Source organism: Bradyrhizobium sp. LeoB3 (assembly GCF_055456055.1).
This window is the reverse complement of record NZ_JBVBEF010000024.1, coordinates 45,990-61,556: the sequence shown is the minus strand read 5'-3', so window position 1 is coordinate 61,556 and position 15,567 is coordinate 45,990. Positions and strand designations below refer to the sequence as shown.

General features: G+C 62.3%; 12 protein-coding genes. 1 reads left to right on the top strand and 11 read right to left on the bottom strand.

Annotation, left to right across the window (positions count from 1 at the left end):
• Positions 1-75: 75 nt before the first annotated feature.
• Entirely contained in the window at positions 76-1,410 is a 1,335-nt protein-coding gene (locus tag ACZXDY_RS18030) for a TAXI family TRAP transporter solute-binding subunit (RefSeq protein ID WP_464346419.1), read from the top strand.
• 51 nt (positions 1,411-1,461) lie between these two features.
• On the opposite strand, the gene ACZXDY_RS18025 is transcribed toward ACZXDY_RS18030, so the two are convergent.
• The 11 genes from ACZXDY_RS18025 to cyoB form a co-directional block, all read right to left on the bottom strand.
• Positions 1,462-2,799 (bottom strand): ABC transporter substrate-binding protein, encoded by a 1,338-nt coding sequence (locus tag ACZXDY_RS18025; protein ID WP_028164258.1) that lies wholly within the window; start codon positions 2,797-2,799, stop codon positions 1,462-1,464.
• Positions 2,800-3,193: 394 nt separating this feature from the next.
• Positions 3,194-4,822 carry a GMC family oxidoreductase gene (locus tag ACZXDY_RS18020; protein ID WP_464346418.1) on the bottom strand — a complete coding sequence of 543 codons (1,629 nt, stop codon included), beginning with the start codon at positions 4,820-4,822 and terminating at the stop codon, positions 3,194-3,196.
• Between the two features lie 166 nt (positions 4,823-4,988).
• Positions 4,989-6,239: an adenylate/guanylate cyclase domain-containing protein gene (locus tag ACZXDY_RS18015; RefSeq protein WP_464346417.1), complete on the bottom strand. Its 1,251-nt coding sequence runs from the start codon at positions 6,237-6,239 to the stop codon at positions 4,989-4,991.
• Entirely contained in the window at positions 6,236-6,625 is a 390-nt protein-coding gene (locus ACZXDY_RS18010) for a response regulator (RefSeq protein WP_028164261.1), read from the bottom strand. The genes ACZXDY_RS18015 and ACZXDY_RS18010 overlap by 4 nt, the downstream gene beginning before the upstream one ends.
• 2 nt (positions 6,626-6,627) lie before the next feature.
• The gene (locus ACZXDY_RS18005; protein WP_464346416.1) at positions 6,628-9,675 is read right to left on the bottom strand and encodes a GAF domain-containing protein; all 3,048 of its coding nucleotides are present in this window, start codon (positions 9,673-9,675) and stop codon (positions 6,628-6,630) included.
• 147 nt (positions 9,676-9,822) lie between these two features.
• Positions 9,823-10,356 carry a response regulator transcription factor gene (locus tag ACZXDY_RS18000; protein WP_464346415.1) on the bottom strand — a complete coding sequence of 178 codons (534 nt, stop codon included), beginning with the start codon at positions 10,354-10,356 and terminating at the stop codon, positions 9,823-9,825.
• Positions 10,346-11,683 carry an ATP-binding protein gene (locus tag ACZXDY_RS17995; RefSeq protein WP_464346414.1) on the bottom strand — a complete coding sequence of 446 codons (1,338 nt, stop codon included), beginning with the start codon at positions 11,681-11,683 and terminating at the stop codon, positions 10,346-10,348. The genes ACZXDY_RS18000 and ACZXDY_RS17995 overlap by 11 nt, the downstream gene beginning before the upstream one ends.
• A gap of 25 nt (positions 11,684-11,708) precedes the next feature.
• Complete coding sequence (locus tag ACZXDY_RS17990; RefSeq protein ID WP_464346413.1) at positions 11,709-12,533, bottom strand: SURF1 family protein; 825 nt, start codon at positions 12,531-12,533, stop codon at positions 11,709-11,711.
• Positions 12,530-12,925 (bottom strand): cytochrome o ubiquinol oxidase subunit IV, encoded by a 396-nt coding sequence (gene cyoD, locus ACZXDY_RS17985; protein ID WP_130225985.1) that lies wholly within the window; start codon positions 12,923-12,925, stop codon positions 12,530-12,532. Before cyoD ends, ACZXDY_RS17990 begins: the two co-directional genes overlap by 4 nt.
• Complete coding sequence (gene cyoC / locus ACZXDY_RS17980; RefSeq protein ID WP_130225984.1) at positions 12,922-13,551, bottom strand: cytochrome o ubiquinol oxidase subunit III; 630 nt, start codon at positions 13,549-13,551, stop codon at positions 12,922-12,924. The genes cyoD and cyoC overlap by 4 nt, the downstream gene beginning before the upstream one ends.
• The gene (cyoB, locus tag ACZXDY_RS17975) at positions 13,548-15,557 is read right to left on the bottom strand and encodes a cytochrome o ubiquinol oxidase subunit I (RefSeq protein WP_208827584.1); all 2,010 of its coding nucleotides are present in this window, start codon (positions 15,555-15,557) and stop codon (positions 13,548-13,550) included. Before cyoB ends, cyoC begins: the two co-directional genes overlap by 4 nt.
• Between the last annotated feature and the right edge of the window lie 10 nt (positions 15,558-15,567).

Sequence of the window (15,567 nt, the reverse complement as noted above, 5' to 3'; positions counted from 1 at the left end):
CTTAATGACTTGGTTTTCGAGGTTCGCGCAGGGGGAGAGGCAGGTTCGGCCGATGATCATTTGTCGAGAATAGGCATGGACGCAATCAAGCTGCCGATCTGGTTGCGCGTCGCTATGGTGGCCGGGCTGGTTGCCCTGGCCGCGGGGGCAAGTCTATTCGCGTATCGCTGGTATGTCCGGCCGGTCACGCTGTCGATCGCGGTCGGATCCTTGGACGGCGAGGCGCCAAGAGTCGTATCCGCGCTGGCGAGTCGCCTCACCGAGGTGAACGCGCCGGTCCGGCTCAAGGTGGTTGAAACCACTGGCGCACTCGAGTCCGCCAACGAGTTTGCCGCGGGCAAGACCGATCTGGCGGTGGTCCGCGGCGACGTCGGCGACCTGTCGCAGGCGCAAGCAATCGTCGTCCTCGCTCAAGCGGTGGTGTTGCTGGTCGCGCCACCGGGATCGTCGATCACGGACATGAGCGGCCTCAAGCGCGTCACTGTGGGGGTGGTTGGAGGCGAGACCAATCAGAAGATCGTCAGCGCGCTGACCAAGGAATACGCCCTTGATCGCGCCAATGTCGTGTTCAAGAACCTTGCGCCGGCCGACACGCGCCGGGCGGTCGATAGCAAGGAGGTGCGCGTCGTCCTTTTCGTGATGCCCATGACCGAGAAGTATTTGTCGCTGGTGCGGGGACTCTTCTCCCAGAGCGGGAAAGCCGCCCCGGGCCTGATCCCGATCGATGCTGCGGGAGCCATAGCCGAGAAGGAGCGCGCGTACGAGAGCTTCGACATCCCCAAGGGTACGTTGCGAGGCTCCCCTCCGATCCCGGCAGATGATGTCACGACGCTGAAAGTTTCGTTCTACCTGGTTGCCAAGAAGTCGCTTGATAACGATCTGGTTGCTGATTTCACGCAAGCCTTTACGAGCGCGCGCCGAGACCTGTCGGGCGAACTGCCGATCCTGGCGCAGATGAAGGCGCCCGACACCGATCCCGGCGCCTATCTTCCGGTTCATCCAGGCGCCGCGGAGTTCTACAACGGTACCCAGCAAAGCTTCCTGGACAAGTGGAGCAACGCGATTTTTCTCACGCCAATGGCATTGGGCGCGCTTGCCTCAATATTGGCAGCGGCCTGGAAATTTCTCAGATCCGGCGAACTCGAGACCAAAGAAGCTGCGCTGGATTCGCTATACGCGCTGGGACAAAGGATCCGAAAGGCTGAAACGGAATCGGAGCTGTTCGAGATTGAAAATCAAATCGACGAAGTTTTGCGTGCGCAGCGTGCCAGAGCGGGGACCGACGACGAAGGCGCCCTTGATGCCGCTACGCTCAATGTCGCCGCCCATCGGCTTGAGAATCTCATCCATGATCGAAAGGCAGTGCTAGCCATAGCAGGCCAACAGACCAAGTTGAAAACCACGTCGTGAGGCTATTAGCAATCGCGCCTGAGTTCGTCGCCATGGATTGCGTGCGTGTCTTCAGCTCCTCATGAAACCTTCGCACTCGGCTTCCGCCCATCCGAGGGTCCTCTCCATTGCTTCACCCTGCGAGTGGCGCAGGCACATCTTGGTCAGCGTCGCTTGCGAGTAGATCTGCTGCGCGACTTTGGGCGGTGCTGGCGAGGCCGCAACTGACAGCTTCTGATGGTTATAGGGGTTCGGATAGTGATAGAGCGTGCCCTTTGGCGGCTCCGCTTCCGCCCAAACCTCCAGTGTCGTGAGGTTCTGGTAGGCCGGCAGATCATAGCCGCCGCTGGCGACCACCAGCTTCTCAATCGATGACGGCTGCGAGAGATGCGCAAGCAGGCTCTTGGCCGCCGCCTTGTTCCTGGAGAATTGCCAGATGGCCCAGAAGAAGGGCACGTAGGGCGCGAAGCGACCTCTTGGGCCGGCCGGAAAGCCGTGGGTCCAGCATTGCTGGGCAACTTGCGGAGCGTCGCGCTTGGCGACTGCCCAGGCGCTCGGCGGGTTCATGATCAGCGCGCCCCTGCCGGAAATCAGCCATTTGTTGTTGGAGGCGTCGTCCCATGCCGCGACGTCTGATGGCAGGAAGGCGATCAGCTTCTTGTAGAAATCCAGCGCCTGCCGGACGGCGTCGGTCCTGACAGTCAGATTGCCTTTGGCGTCGACGAGTTCTGCGCCGAACGACTGGAAGATCGCGCCGGCGGTATCAGTGCTGTCAGCGGTCTCGCCGACACCGATGCCGAAGGGGAAGCCGCCTTTCTGGCAGGCCTCGGCAGCCCTAAGGAACGTATCCATGGTCCAGTTGTCCGCTTTCGGCGGGCTGCCGGCCGGATACATCTCCTGCACATCGATATCAGCGTATTTCTTCATCAGATCGATACGCGAGCAGGGACCCTTGATCTGGCTGCCGACGCACGAGGGAACGGCGAGCCACTTGCCGCCTGCCTGGCCGAGATATTCGACTGTGTAGTTGACCGCGCCGTTCTGCTGGATGATCGGCGCCATGATGTCGTTGACGGGCTCGAGCAGTTCGGCATTCGCATGCGGCAACCACGTGGCCATGACCAGGATATCGTGGCCGGATTTGGCTTGCGCTTCGGCGGAGACGGTCAGGAGGATCTTGTTGCCCTGGCTGGTGATGTAGTCGATCTGAGCCTCGACCTTTTCCTTCGCAGCCCATTCATTGACGAGATCGGTCAAGGTCTTGTTGGCGCCCGGCACCCAGTGGTCCCAAAAACCCATCGACAATTTGCCGGCGGCGTAAGCGCCGCGCACATATGGCGCCGTGATCAGCGCCGCGGACGACATGGCAGTCGCGCTTACAAATTGTCGTCGCGAAAGCTTTCGTGACATTGTTCCCTCCATGATGGCCAATTGGTGTTTTGTTTTTCGTGGGCTTCGGCGCAGTGCGCGGAAAAGCAAGCGCGCAAGCCTATGGTGACTTGCTTCGCATGAGATTGAGTAGAATTGATTGATCGAAACACTGCATCGCTAAACGACTCGCGGCAGCAGCGCATTATTGCGGAATTCAATTCCTAAAGTTGTATTGGAGCAAGCTGTATAATCCGACAGCCACCCTGTCCCAACGTTTCTTTCCGTCATCGGATCGCTTCAAAACCAAGAAGCGAAAGACTTACAGCTCCGATTGGGCTGCGCCGCGGTCTGCCTGGTCGCGATGGAGGAACGGTCGCTCGCCGGCCAGTCGAGATAATGAGGGCGCCTTGCCATGGCGGCGGCGCCCGGGCCACTATTGTGCCGGGGTCAAGCCATGCCTTTCCAGGACCTGTCCCTGTTGGCCGCGGATCAGATCAGAGGCCTTCTCGGCGATCATGAGAACACATGCATTTATGTGCCCAGATACGATTGTTGGCATGACTGACGCGTCGACGATCCGAAGCGAGGTCGCGCCAAGGACGGAAAGCTGGCTGTCCACGACACTCCCGATTCCGCAAGTGCCGCACGGATGGTTTGCGGTGATCGCCGTGCTTCGAATCCACTGTTCAATATCGCCGTCCGATTGGACGCGCGAAGGTCCGGCTGATTTTCCTGCCAGCGAGGCAACCGCCGGATGAGCGGCCAATTCGAGACCGATTTTTGCTCCACGCAGCAACGTCGCAAGGTCATCCGGGTGCTCGAGGAATCCGTTGCGGATTCTCGGTGCATCAAGCGGGTTTGTCGATCTCAACGAGACCTCCCCGCGACTTTTTGGATGCAGCAATGTTGGACGGATCGCAAAGCCGTCTTCAAAAGCCGGACGAATCCCTGGGAACCAGACGTAGGGCTGAGCGGCCGTTCCCCGAAACATGAATTCGATGTCCGGCGCCTCGAGCGAAGGATCGGTCTTGACGAACCCGAAGAGATACCTGGGAAGCATTGTCCCAGGTCCGGTCCCAAACAGATAAGCTCGGACCAGGGCTAACGAAATTCGGTCAAGGCGCATCGTCCTGTGGAAGGCACCCGGCGTGGGGCGGCTCCAGTTGAACCATGCAGCAAGGTGATCTTGCAAATTCTGGCCTACCGGCAGATCGATAAGCGTTTCGATCCCAAGAGAGGCGAGATGCTTCGTCGGCCCGATACCCGACAACATGAGCAAATGTGGCGTGTGATACGCGCCCGCACACAGTATGACCTCTCGATTCGCCATCACGTAGGCGCTTCGCCCACCGCTGACGTACCGTACTCCCACCGCTCGGGTACCCTCAAAAACGATTTGAGTCGCTTGCGCTCTGGTATGAAGTACCAGATTTGCGCGCTTCAGCGCGGATCGAAGGTAGGCTGAGGCTGTCGTCTCTCGACGGCCTTTCCAGGTGGTATTTTGAATTATCCCGAATCCCTCGTGCGTTTCTCCATTGAAGTCGTTCGTGAATGTGAAGCCGAGGTCGCGCGCAGCGGCGAGCCAGGCGTCGAACAGCGGATCGACTGAGCGCGAGAACTCGACGTGTATCGGCCCCGATCCGCCGCGCAATACGCTTCCTCCTTCCTGCCACGTTTCACAACGTTTGAAGTAAGGGAGAACATCGCTGTAGGACCATCCTCGGGCGCCCGCGCGAGCCCAGCCGTCATAGTCGGCACGATCGCCGCGCGTGAATGCCATCACGTTGATCGAGTGAGATCCGCCCAACACTTTCCCGCGCTTTGCGGGAATCACGCGGCCATTGAGCCCGGCATCAGGCTCGGCCATCAGGCCCCAATCGTAGATCCCATACTCATGAAGCTTTCCTAGTCCGATCGGAATGCGGACCAGCGGATTTCGGTCGTATCCACCTGCCTCGAGCAAGAGAACAGTTGAATTGGCATCCTCGGAGAGACGGCTCGCCAGGACACAGCCCGCGGAGCCTGCTCCAACAACGATATAATCGTACGATCGTCGTTTCAATTTTTCGACGCTCCAGGACTGCGCTCAGAGGGCGATGCCTGCACCAAGCAGCGCAATGGCCCTGGCGTTAGAAGTAATCAATCAAGAAGAGCCAACAAGCCCGACACCGCAGCGTTCGATCTCCGACCATTAGTATGTTTCAGCTGTAACGGAAACGTGCGCCCGGTCAGGCGAGCTCGATGCGGATGCCTTTGGCGCCGTTGAGCAGCCGCCGCAAATGATAGCTGGCGAGCGGATCGTCGGCATGCGTTCCGACCAGTGCGGCGAAAGCCGGCATGGCCGCGGCGTCACCCGACTCGAGCTTGGCAAAGGCGGTCGCATATTGCGTTGTGGCCGGCGCATCGAATTCCGCCGCCGACAAAGGCTCGTGGGCGCGGAGCGGCTCGCTGCGTCCGCGCAGGACAAGATCACCGATGGGGCGTCCCTTGAACTCCTGTGCCGCGCTTGCGACCGCGTCACTGACGCAAATCCGCGTGCCCAGCGCCTTGTTTGCGGCTTCCAGCCTGGCCGCGGTGTTGATCGTGTCGCCGTAGGCGGTGTAATCGAAGAAGCGGTTGCCGCCGAAATTGCCGACCAGCGCCGGGCCGGCGTGCACGCCGATCCTCGTGGTGCCGAAATTCACGCCTCTCTCTTTCCAACGCCCGCGAAACGCCTCCGCCCATTCATCGAGCGCCTGCGCGCAGGCGATGGCGCGGGTCGCATAGTCGGGCTGGTCGCCGGGAGCATTGAACAGCACCTGGATGGCATCACCGATCACTTTCGCCACCGTTCCCTCGTGAGCGAAGACGACATCCGTCAGGCCGCCGACATACTCGTTGAGCAGTTCCGCCAGCACCTCGGGCACGGCCGTCTCGACCAGCGAGGTAAAGCCCGTGATATCGGTGAAGATCACGGCGACCTCGCGCCAGCGCACCTCCATGTCGTTGCCGTCGTCCCCGGCGGCAAGGCGCTTGGCGAGCTCGGGCGAGAAATAGCGCGACAGCGAGGCGTGGGCGCGCTCCGCTTCCATCTGGCGGCGGCGTGCCTCGCGCAGGACTTCGATGTGACGCATCGTCTTTTCGATCGTCATCTCCAGGTCGGCGAAATCGATGGGCTTGGTGATGAAGTCGAATGCGCCGCGATTCATCGCGGTGCGGATGTTGCTCATGTCGCCATAGGCCGAGACGATGATGGTCGACTTCTTGTCCTCTGCCTCCTGCAGTTTTGCCAGCAGTGACAGGCCATCCATGCGCGGCATGTTGATGTCGGAGACGACAAGATCGACATGGGGATGCTGCTCGATCGACTGAAGGGCTTCAAGGCCGTCACGCGCGAAGACGAAGCTCACCAGTCCGTCGCGGATCTGCCGGCGGAATTTCTGGAGCACGAGCGCCTCCAGATCCGGCTCGTCGTCGACTACGAGAATGGTGGCGGTCATGCAGATCGTTCCAGCCTCGCGTCGATCTCCTGGCGGACCTGGCTGAAGTCGATCGGCTTGGTCAAGAGGTCGTCCGCGCCTCGCTCCAGCGCCTTCTTGCGCGTCGCGGCATCTCCGTAGGCCGTAATCATGATCACGGGAACGTCAGGCCGCCGGGCGCGGACCTCCGGCAGCATCTCGAGCCCGCTCATCCCGGGCATGTTGATGTCGGAGAAGATCAGGATCAGCGAGTGCTCGCCGACGTCGGATATGCGGGTCAGGGCCTCCGACGCCGTCCCGGCAAAATCCATCACAAAGCGCTGGGCGCGAAGATCGCGGCGAAATTGCTGGCGGAACAAGGCCTCCACATCGGGCTCGTCATCCACCACCAGGACCATCACACTCACGGCTAACCTCTGTTACTATCCGAAAAATTACTTCTGCGCGGCAGCAGGATGGTGAACTCGGTAAACGCGCCGGGTTCGGTCTCGACATTGATCGTGCCGCCATGCTGCTTGACGATGATGTCATGGCTCATGGAAAGTCCAAGGCCGGTGCCTTCCCCTGCGGGCTTGGTCGTGAAGAACGGGTTGAACATCTTCTCCTTTACCTCGGGCGGAATGCCGACGCCGTTGTCGCGGATCCGGATTTCGACGTATTCGCCACGGCTGAGTGTGCTGGCGCTGACTTCCGGTTCAAATCCTGGACCATTTTCGCTGCCCCGCTTGGCGACCGCATAAAAGCCGTTCGAAATCAGGTTCAGCAGCACACGCGTGATCTCCTGCGGGAACACCTCGGCCGTGCCGGCATCCGGGTCGAGGTCGCACCTGAGGGTCACGTTGAACCGCGGCTTCTCGGCGCGCGCGCCGTGATAAGCGAGGTTGAGACTCTCCTCCACAAGCGCGTTCAGGTCGGTCGGCCGGTGCTCACCGCCGCCCTCCCGCGAATGTAGGAGCATGTTCTTGACGATGGAATCGGCGCGTTTGCCGTGCTGCACGATTTTTTGCAGATTGCCCTTCAGGAGCCCGCTCAGTTCATCGACCTCGTCGCGGACGCTGTCGGCGAGTGACGCTGATGCCAGCAAATCGCTCAGCTCGCCAGTCAGTTCCGCGGAAAGTGCGGCAAAATTGTTGACGAAGTTGAGCGGATTCTTGATCTCGTGCGCGATGCCGGCCGTGAGCTGACCAAGGGAGGCGAGCTTTTCGGTCTGGATCAGGCGATCCTGCGCGGCGCGCAGATCGTCGAGGGACTTTGCAAGTTCCCTGGTGCGGGCCTGCACCTGCTCGAACAGCCGCACATTGCCGATTGCGATCACGGCCTGATCGGCGAAAGTCTGCAAAAGTGCAATCTGCTTGTCGGTAAACGGGTGCACCTCGTTGCGGCGAAGCACGATCGCGCCGATGCTCTCGTTTTCCCGCAGCAGCGGCACGCTCAAGATGGTGCGGTGTCCCATTTGAAGCGCAAGCTCGCGGCCTTCCGGAAAGTCAGTTTGCTCGTCACGGAGATCGGCGACATGCACAGGGGTCTGGTCGACAAAGGCGCGGCCCGCAGTCCAGTTGCGATTGATCGGCCATTTCTCAAGGGGAATGGGAATCGGCCCGTGATGAGCGCTGAATCGCAGATCGTTGCCGTCCTTTAGCGCCACGGCGGCGTCGTAGGCATCGCAAAGCTCGCAGGCGCTGTCGACGATTGCCTTCAATGCCGGTCCGACATCTGTCGGCGAGGACGCAATCACTTTCAGGATGTTGGCGCTGCCGGTCTGATAGGTGAGGGCTTCCTGCAGATCGCGGGTCTTGGCCTGCACTTCGTTGAACAGCCGCGTGTTTTCGATGGCGATCACGGCCTGATCGGCAAACGTCCTGAGCAGGGCGATCTGGTTGTCGGCGAACGTGCCCGCTTCGGCGCGCGAAACACCGATCGTGCCGATCGCAACGCCTTCGCGCAGCATCGGCACGACGATGATGCTTCGATATCCTCTGGCGCGCGCCATCTCCTTGACCGCCTGGGAGACATCGGGTTCGGTTTCGATATCGTTGCGAAATGCGATGGTTGAACTCTGTGCGACCCGGCTGTGAATCCCCGGGGACGTCAGCGGGGTAGGGAACGAATTCTCTATCTCCCTGTCCCCGGCTTCGCTTCCCGCCGTGTGGGCTGCCAGATGAAGCATGTCATCCACAACGCGCGTGACGAGCGCCGTCTGGCCGCCGAGCAGCCGCTTCGCACTTTCGGCGATGGCGTCGAATACCGGCTGCACGTCGGTTGGCGAGCTCGCGATGACGTTGAGAATGTCGGCGGTCGCCGTCTGTCGCTCCAGCGCTTCTCTTGTCGCGTTGAACAGGCCGACGTTCTTGATCGCGATCACCGCCTGGTCGGCGAAGGTCTGCAACAGCCGGACCTGGTGCTCGCCGAACGCGCCGGTCGCCCGGCGCGTGGTGATGATGATGCCGATGACCTCGCCCTCGCTGACCAGCGGGGCGAACAACATGCTGCGATAGCCGCGCGCACGCGCGATATCCCGTGCGGCCGGCTCGAGCTCGGTGTCGGGCAGTTGCGCGGCCGTACCATCAGCCACGAGCTGGTAGGGCGGGAATTGAGCGAAGGGCATTGGAAACGCCGCCTGCAGCGCAAGGTCACCGCCAGGATCGGTCGGGGTGAAGGCCGCCAGATGGGCCGCGCCGCCCGCATAGCGAAGCACCGCGGTGGAAAAGCCGCCGATCAGCCGGTTGGCGTTGGCCGCGATGGCCTCGAACACCGGCTGCACGTCGGACGGCGAACCTGCCATCACATTCAGGATATCGGCGGTGGCGGTCTGCCGCTCCAGCGCTTCCCGCGTCTCGTTGAACAGACGCGCGTTCTCGATCGCGATCGCGGCCTGATCGGCGAAGGTCTGCAGCAACTGCACGTGGTCAGCGGCAAACGCGCCAGGCTCGGCACGTGTGACGCTGATCATGCCGACGGGCGTTCCCCTGTTCATCAGCGGCATGAACAGGACGCTGCGGAAACCGCGCAGCCTTGCCAGCTCCTTGTTCAGTTGCGGGACGTCGTCGGCCTCGCTGTCCGGAAACTGAACCGTCTTGCCATCGCGAACCAGGGCAAAGGTCGGAAAGTCTGCGATCTGTCGCGGGAAGGATGACTTCAGTCCCTCGTCCGCCTCGGGGCTGGTCGGCGTGAACGCCACCAGATGAAGTTCATCGCCGATGAATTGGAGCACAGTCGCGGAGAAGGCGCCGAGCAGGCGCTTGGAGCTGGACGCGATGGCCTCGAACACCGGCCGGGCATCGGACGGGGAGGCTGCGATGGTGCGCAGGATCGCCGCGCCGGCGTTCTGGCGATCACGCGCAACCGCAAGCTCGCTTTGCAGGCGTGCATTCTCCACGGCACCGGATCGCAATTGCTGCTCGAGCTCGTCGATCCTGCGCCTCAGCTCGGCGGCGATATCCTGGGAAAGCGCGGTCATTCGTGATCCGGTTCGGCGTCGCTGCGCGAGCAGGCGCACTGCGCGGCCGACGGAGGCCGGCCTGCCTATTTGCCGCATTATCACATTCCGCCCGGCCGGGGGCCAGTGCCCGCAAGCTGCCGGCATCTGCGTTCGAAAACGCTCCGGTCACTTCACCTGGCGTTTTTCCAGCTTTCGGGCCAGGGTCCGGCGGTGCATGCCGAGCCGCCTTGCGGCTTCGGAGATGTTGAAATCGGCTTCGATCAGGGTCTGGTGAATGCGTTCCCATTCCAGGGTCTTGATCGAGGTGGGACGCGCGGCCACCTCGATATCGGCGTTGCCCTCCGCCTTGCGGAAGGCGGCTTCGATATCGTCTGTGTTCGACGGCTTGGCGAGATAATGGCAGGCGCCGAGCTTGATGGCTTCCACCGCGGTGGCGATGCTGGCAAATCCGGTCAGCACGACGATCAGCATCTCGGGATCGTGCGCATGCAGCGCTTCCACGCAGGCCAGCCCCGAGGCGCCGCCCAGCTTGAGATCCACCACGGCATAGCGGGGGGTTTTCTCTTCAAGCACTTTCCGGGCCTCGTCGAGCGAGGCCGCCACGACGACCTGATAGTCGCGCCGCTCGAACGAACGTTTGAGGGTGCGGGCAAAGCCTTCTTCGTCTTCCACGATCAAAAGCAGCCGTTCATCCGTCAAGGCTGCCTCCGATCGCAAGCGTTGCCAGGGGCAGTGCGAGGCTGATGGTTGCGCCTCCCTCTGCATTGTTTCGCGCCGTCACGACCCCGCCGAGCTTGCGCACGACATTGACGACCAGGAACAGGCCGAGGCCGCTTCCCGGGCGGCCCTTGCTCGACTGATAGGGCTTGCCCAACTGCGCCAGCATTTCCGGCGCAAAGCCCGGTCCGCGATCGGTGACCGACAGCATAAGCCGGTCGTCGGCGCGCTCGGCCGCAAGTTCGATCCAGTCGCGCGACACTTCGGCGGAATTGTCGAGCACGTTGAAGATCGCCTGTTTGAGCGCGACCTCGGAGACAACAGGCAGGTCGGTGCCGAACTCGTTCCGGAAGTACAGCGTAGCCGACGGGCGCGTGGTGCGCCACTCCTGGACCAGCGCCGCGAGAAATGCAGTTACAGTCGTCGGCGACGATTCTTCGCCGCGCGCCTCGCCGGCCGAGACGAGAATGCCCGTGACGATCGACTTGCACCGCTGCAGCGACGTCTCCATCTCGAACAGATCGTCGGAGAGCTCCGGATTCGACGTGAGGGCCGGCATGCGGCGCCAGTCGCTCAGGATCACCGACAGCGACGCCAGCGGAGTGCCGAGCTCATGGGCCGCCCCGGACGCGAGCAGGCCCATGCGGACGATGTGATCCTGCTCGGCGGCATGCTGGCGCAGCGCCGCCAAATTCGCATCGCGTTTCCGCAGGTTGCGGTTGATGCGCGTCACGAACACGACGAGCAGGACGGCATTGAGCGCAAAGCCGATGAACATGCCGGCAACATGAAGGCTGAACGGATCGCTGAAGCCGTACTGCGGCAGCCCGAGCGGGCGATAGGCGACGGTCAGCCCGGCGAAGCTCAAACAAGCCAGCCCGAACAGCGACCAGGTCGAGCGCGCATCGAGCAGGACCGCGCCGAGGGTCACCTGCAGAAGGTAGAGCGATGTGAACGGATTGGTCGCCCCGCCGCTCAGATAGAGCTGGCAGGTCAATGCAGCGACGTCGAGCATCAGCGCGAGCAGGAGTTCGCGATTGTTGATCTCCGTCCGGTAGCGCACCCAGACCAGGCTCAACAGGTTGAGCACCACGAGGGCTGCGATCACGCCGGCCATCGGCAGGATCGGCAGCGCGATGCCGAACCATTGATCGACGAACGCGATCGTCACGATCTGGCCGATCACCGCGGTCCAGCGGAGCTGGATCAGCAGCGCCATGTTCTTGCGGTTGGTGGTGTCGTCGGTCGATTTTGGCGCATCCAGCGCGACCGGGGCTGTGCCGGCGCCGGCCTTCGCCGGCTCCGTCATGGCCTCGCCCGCCGTTTTCCCGTTGTCATGCTGATCCGATATGCGCTCGAGCATCTGGGCCCGTCTTGCGAGATAAATTGCGTGCGGCGGCCACCAGGCTCCGCACGGCATCGCGCCGCGCATCGAAGTCGCGGACATGGTCCCTGACGCGCAAAGCGCGCAGGAGTGCGGCCGCCAGCATAATGGCCATGGCGAACCATGTCAGCGCGTAAATCAGATGGTTGTTTGGGAACCGGACGACGGTCAGCCCGCCGATCGGATAGCCGCCGCCGTTCGGGGTCGCGTCCGCATCGACGAAGAACGGTGCGACCTGCGACAGTCCGCGCGCCGCGGCGATCGCTGCGACGTCGCGGGAATACCAGCGGTTTGCCGCCGGGTCGTTGCTGCGCAGGAAGCCGCCCTTTGGCTCGGTGATCCGCAGCAGGCCGGTAACGCTCACTATTCCGGGCGGGTTTCCCTCGCGCCGTGTTGAGGGCTCCCGCCGCTCCGGGGGAACAAAGCCGCGATTGACCAGGACCGTGGCGCCGTCCGTCGTCTGCAGCGGCGTCAGGACCCAGAAGCCGCGGCCATAGTCGGTCACGGCCGCCACCAGCGTCTCGCGCTCATGCAGGAAGTGGCCGCCGACGGTCATCCGCCGGTATTCGTCGCTCGACGCGGTAATCGCGTGCCACGACGAGGGCGCGGGGATCGGCTGAGGGGCTGCATGCTGGCGCTGCTCGACCCGATCGATCAGTGCCAGCTTCCATGTCCTGCGCTCAAGCTGCCACACGCCGAGCGCGGTCAGCGCGACCACGCCCAGCGCCGCAAGGGCGACCAGCAGCAGCGAGAGGGCAGATGGGCGCGCCGTCACTGCATGGTGCTCATGTCATGCCCGGGCATCATGTTGACGTTGAGGTGATGCATGACCCAGAGCGTTCCGGTCAGTCCGATCACTACCATGATGATGGTGAAGATCAGCGCCATCATGGTCCAGCCGCCCTCGGAGCGGGTGTTCATGTGCAGGAAATAGACCATGTGGACCACGATCTGGATCGCCGCCAGCGCCGTGATCGCAAGCCCGGTGAGCTGCTTGTCTCCAAGCACGCCGCTCATCACCAGCCAGAACGGGATCGCGGTGAGGATGACGGAGAGGCCGAAGCCGATCAGGTAGCTTTCGCGCGAGCCGCCGGCATGGTGCTCGCCATGTCCGTCTGCAGGATGTGCGTCGTGCGCGGGTTGCAGGGAGTGAGTATCGGCTTTCATCGGAGCATTCCCATCAGGTAGACAAAAGTGAACACGCCGATCCAGACCACGTCGAGGAAGTGCCAGAACATGCTGAGGCACATCAGACGCCTGCGGTTGGCCTCGATCAGGCCGTAGCGCGCGACCTGCACCATCAGCGTCACCAGCCATACCAGGCCGAAGGTGACGTGCAGGCCGTGGGTGCCGACCAGCGTGAAGAAGGACGACAGGAAGGCGCTGCGCTGTGGCGTCGCGCCCTCGTGGATCATGTGGGCGAATTCGAACAGTTCGATGCTGATGAATGCCAGGCCGAACAGCCCGGTTATCACGAGCCAGGCCTGCATCGCGCCGACGCGCGACTTCTCCATCGCCAGCATCGCGAAACCATAGGTGATCGACGACAGCAGCAGCATCGAGGTGTTGACCGCCACCAGCGGCAGGTCGAACAGATCCTTGGGCGCCGGGCCTGCCGCGTAGTTGCCGCCGAGCACGCCAAAGGTCGCGAACAGCATCGCGAAGATGAGACAGTCGCTCATCAGGTAGATCCAGAAGCCAAGCATGGTGCTCGCGCCTTCCGGATGCTCGTGCTCGTCGACGACGTAGAAGACCGGTTCGGAATTTTGTGGAGGAACGACGGCGAGTGTCATGACTTGGCTCCAGCGGCAAGCAGGTGCGTGCGCGCATCTTCCACCCGGACGACCTCATCGGCCGGGATGTGATAGTCGCGGTGATAGTTGAAGGTGTGGCCGATCGCGACCGCGAGCAGGCCGATGAAACTCACGGCCGCCAGCCACCACATGTACCAGATCAGGCCGAACCCCATCGCCGTGGCCAGCGCGGCGAGGATGACACCCGTGCCGGTGTTGCTCGGCATGTGGATCGGCTTGAACCCGGTGAGCGGACGCCGATAACCGCGGCGCTTCATGTCCCACCAGGCGTCGTTGTCGTGAACGACGGGGGTGAAGGCGAAGTTGTAGGCCGGCGGCGGCGACGAGGTCGCCCATTCCAGCGTACGTGCATTCCAGGGGTCGCCGGTCACGTCCTTCAGCGCTTCGCGCTTGAGCACGCTGACTGCGATCTGAACCAGGAAGGAGATGATGCCCAGGAAGATCAGGAATGCACCAATTCCGGCGATGATGAACCAGATCTGCAGGCTTGGGTCGTCGAACACCCGCAGGCGGCGTGTGACGCCCATCAGGCCGAGCACGTAGAGCGGCATGAAGGCGAAGTAGAAGCCCACCACCCAGAACCAGAACGACAGCTTGCCCCAGAATGGATCGAGCCTGAAGCCGAAGGCCTTCGGAAACCAGTAGGCGATGCCGGCAAACGCGCCGAACACCACGCCGCCGATGATCACGTTGTGGAAATGGGCGATCAGGAACAGGCTGTTGTGCAGGACGAAGTCGGCCGGCGGCACCGCCAGCAGCACGCCCGTCATGCCGCCGATCACAAAGGTGAACATGAACGCGACCGTCCACATCATCGGCAATTCGAAGCGGATGCGGCCGCGATACATCGTGAACAGCCAGTTGAACATCTTCGCTCCCGTCGGGATCGAGATGATCATGGTGGTGATGCCGAAGAAGGAATTCACGCTGGCGCCCGAGCCCATCGTGAAGAAGTGATGCAGCCAGACCAGATAGGACAGGATCGTGATGACGACGGTGGCGTACACCATCGAGGTGTAGCCGAACAGGCGCTTGCCCGAGAAGGTCGAGGTCACCTCGGAGAAGATGCCGAACGCCGGCAGCACCAGGATGTAGACCTCGGGGTGGCCCCAGATCCAGATCAGGTTCACGTACATCATCGGGCTGCCGCCGAAGTCGTTCGTGAAGAAGTTGGTGCCGATGTAGCGATCGAGCGACAGCAGCGCCAAAACCGCCGTCAGCACCGGGAAGGAGGCGACGATGAGGACGTTGGTGCACAGCGAGGTCCAGGTGAAGACCGGCATCCTCATCATCGTCATGCCGGGCGCGCGCAGCTTGACGATGGTACAGATCAGGTTGATGCCTGATAGCGTCGTGCCGACGCCGGCCACCTGCAGCCCCCAGATGTAGTAATCGACACCGACGTCAGGACTGTAGCCGATATTCGACAGCGGCGGATAAGCGAGCCAGCCGGTGCGCGCGAATTCACCGACGAACAGCGAAATCATCACCAGCACCGCGCCGCCGACGGTCATCCAGAAGCTGAAATTGTTGAGGAAGGGGAACGACACGTCGCGCGCGCCGATCTGCAGCGGGACGACGTAGTTCATCAGCCCGGTGACCAGCGGCATGGCGACGAAGAAGATCATGATCACGCCATGCGCGGTGAAGATCTGATCGTAGTGGTGGGCGTTGAGATAACCTTCGGAGCCGCCAAAGGCGATCGCCTGCTGTAGGCGCATCATGATGGCGTCGGCAAAGCCGCGCAGCAGCATCACGATGCCGAGGATCATGTACATGATGCCGATGCGCTTGTGATCGACGGTGGTGAACCACTCGCGCCACAGATAGCCCCAGAGCCGGAAATAGGTGACGGCGCCGAGCAGGGCGACGCCACCCAGCGCCACGACAACGAAGGTGCCGACGACGATCGGCTCATGCAGCGGCAGCGATTCCAGAGTCAGGCGGCCGAAAATCGCTTTGGTGAGGAAGGAAGTATCGAACATGCGGCGCTCT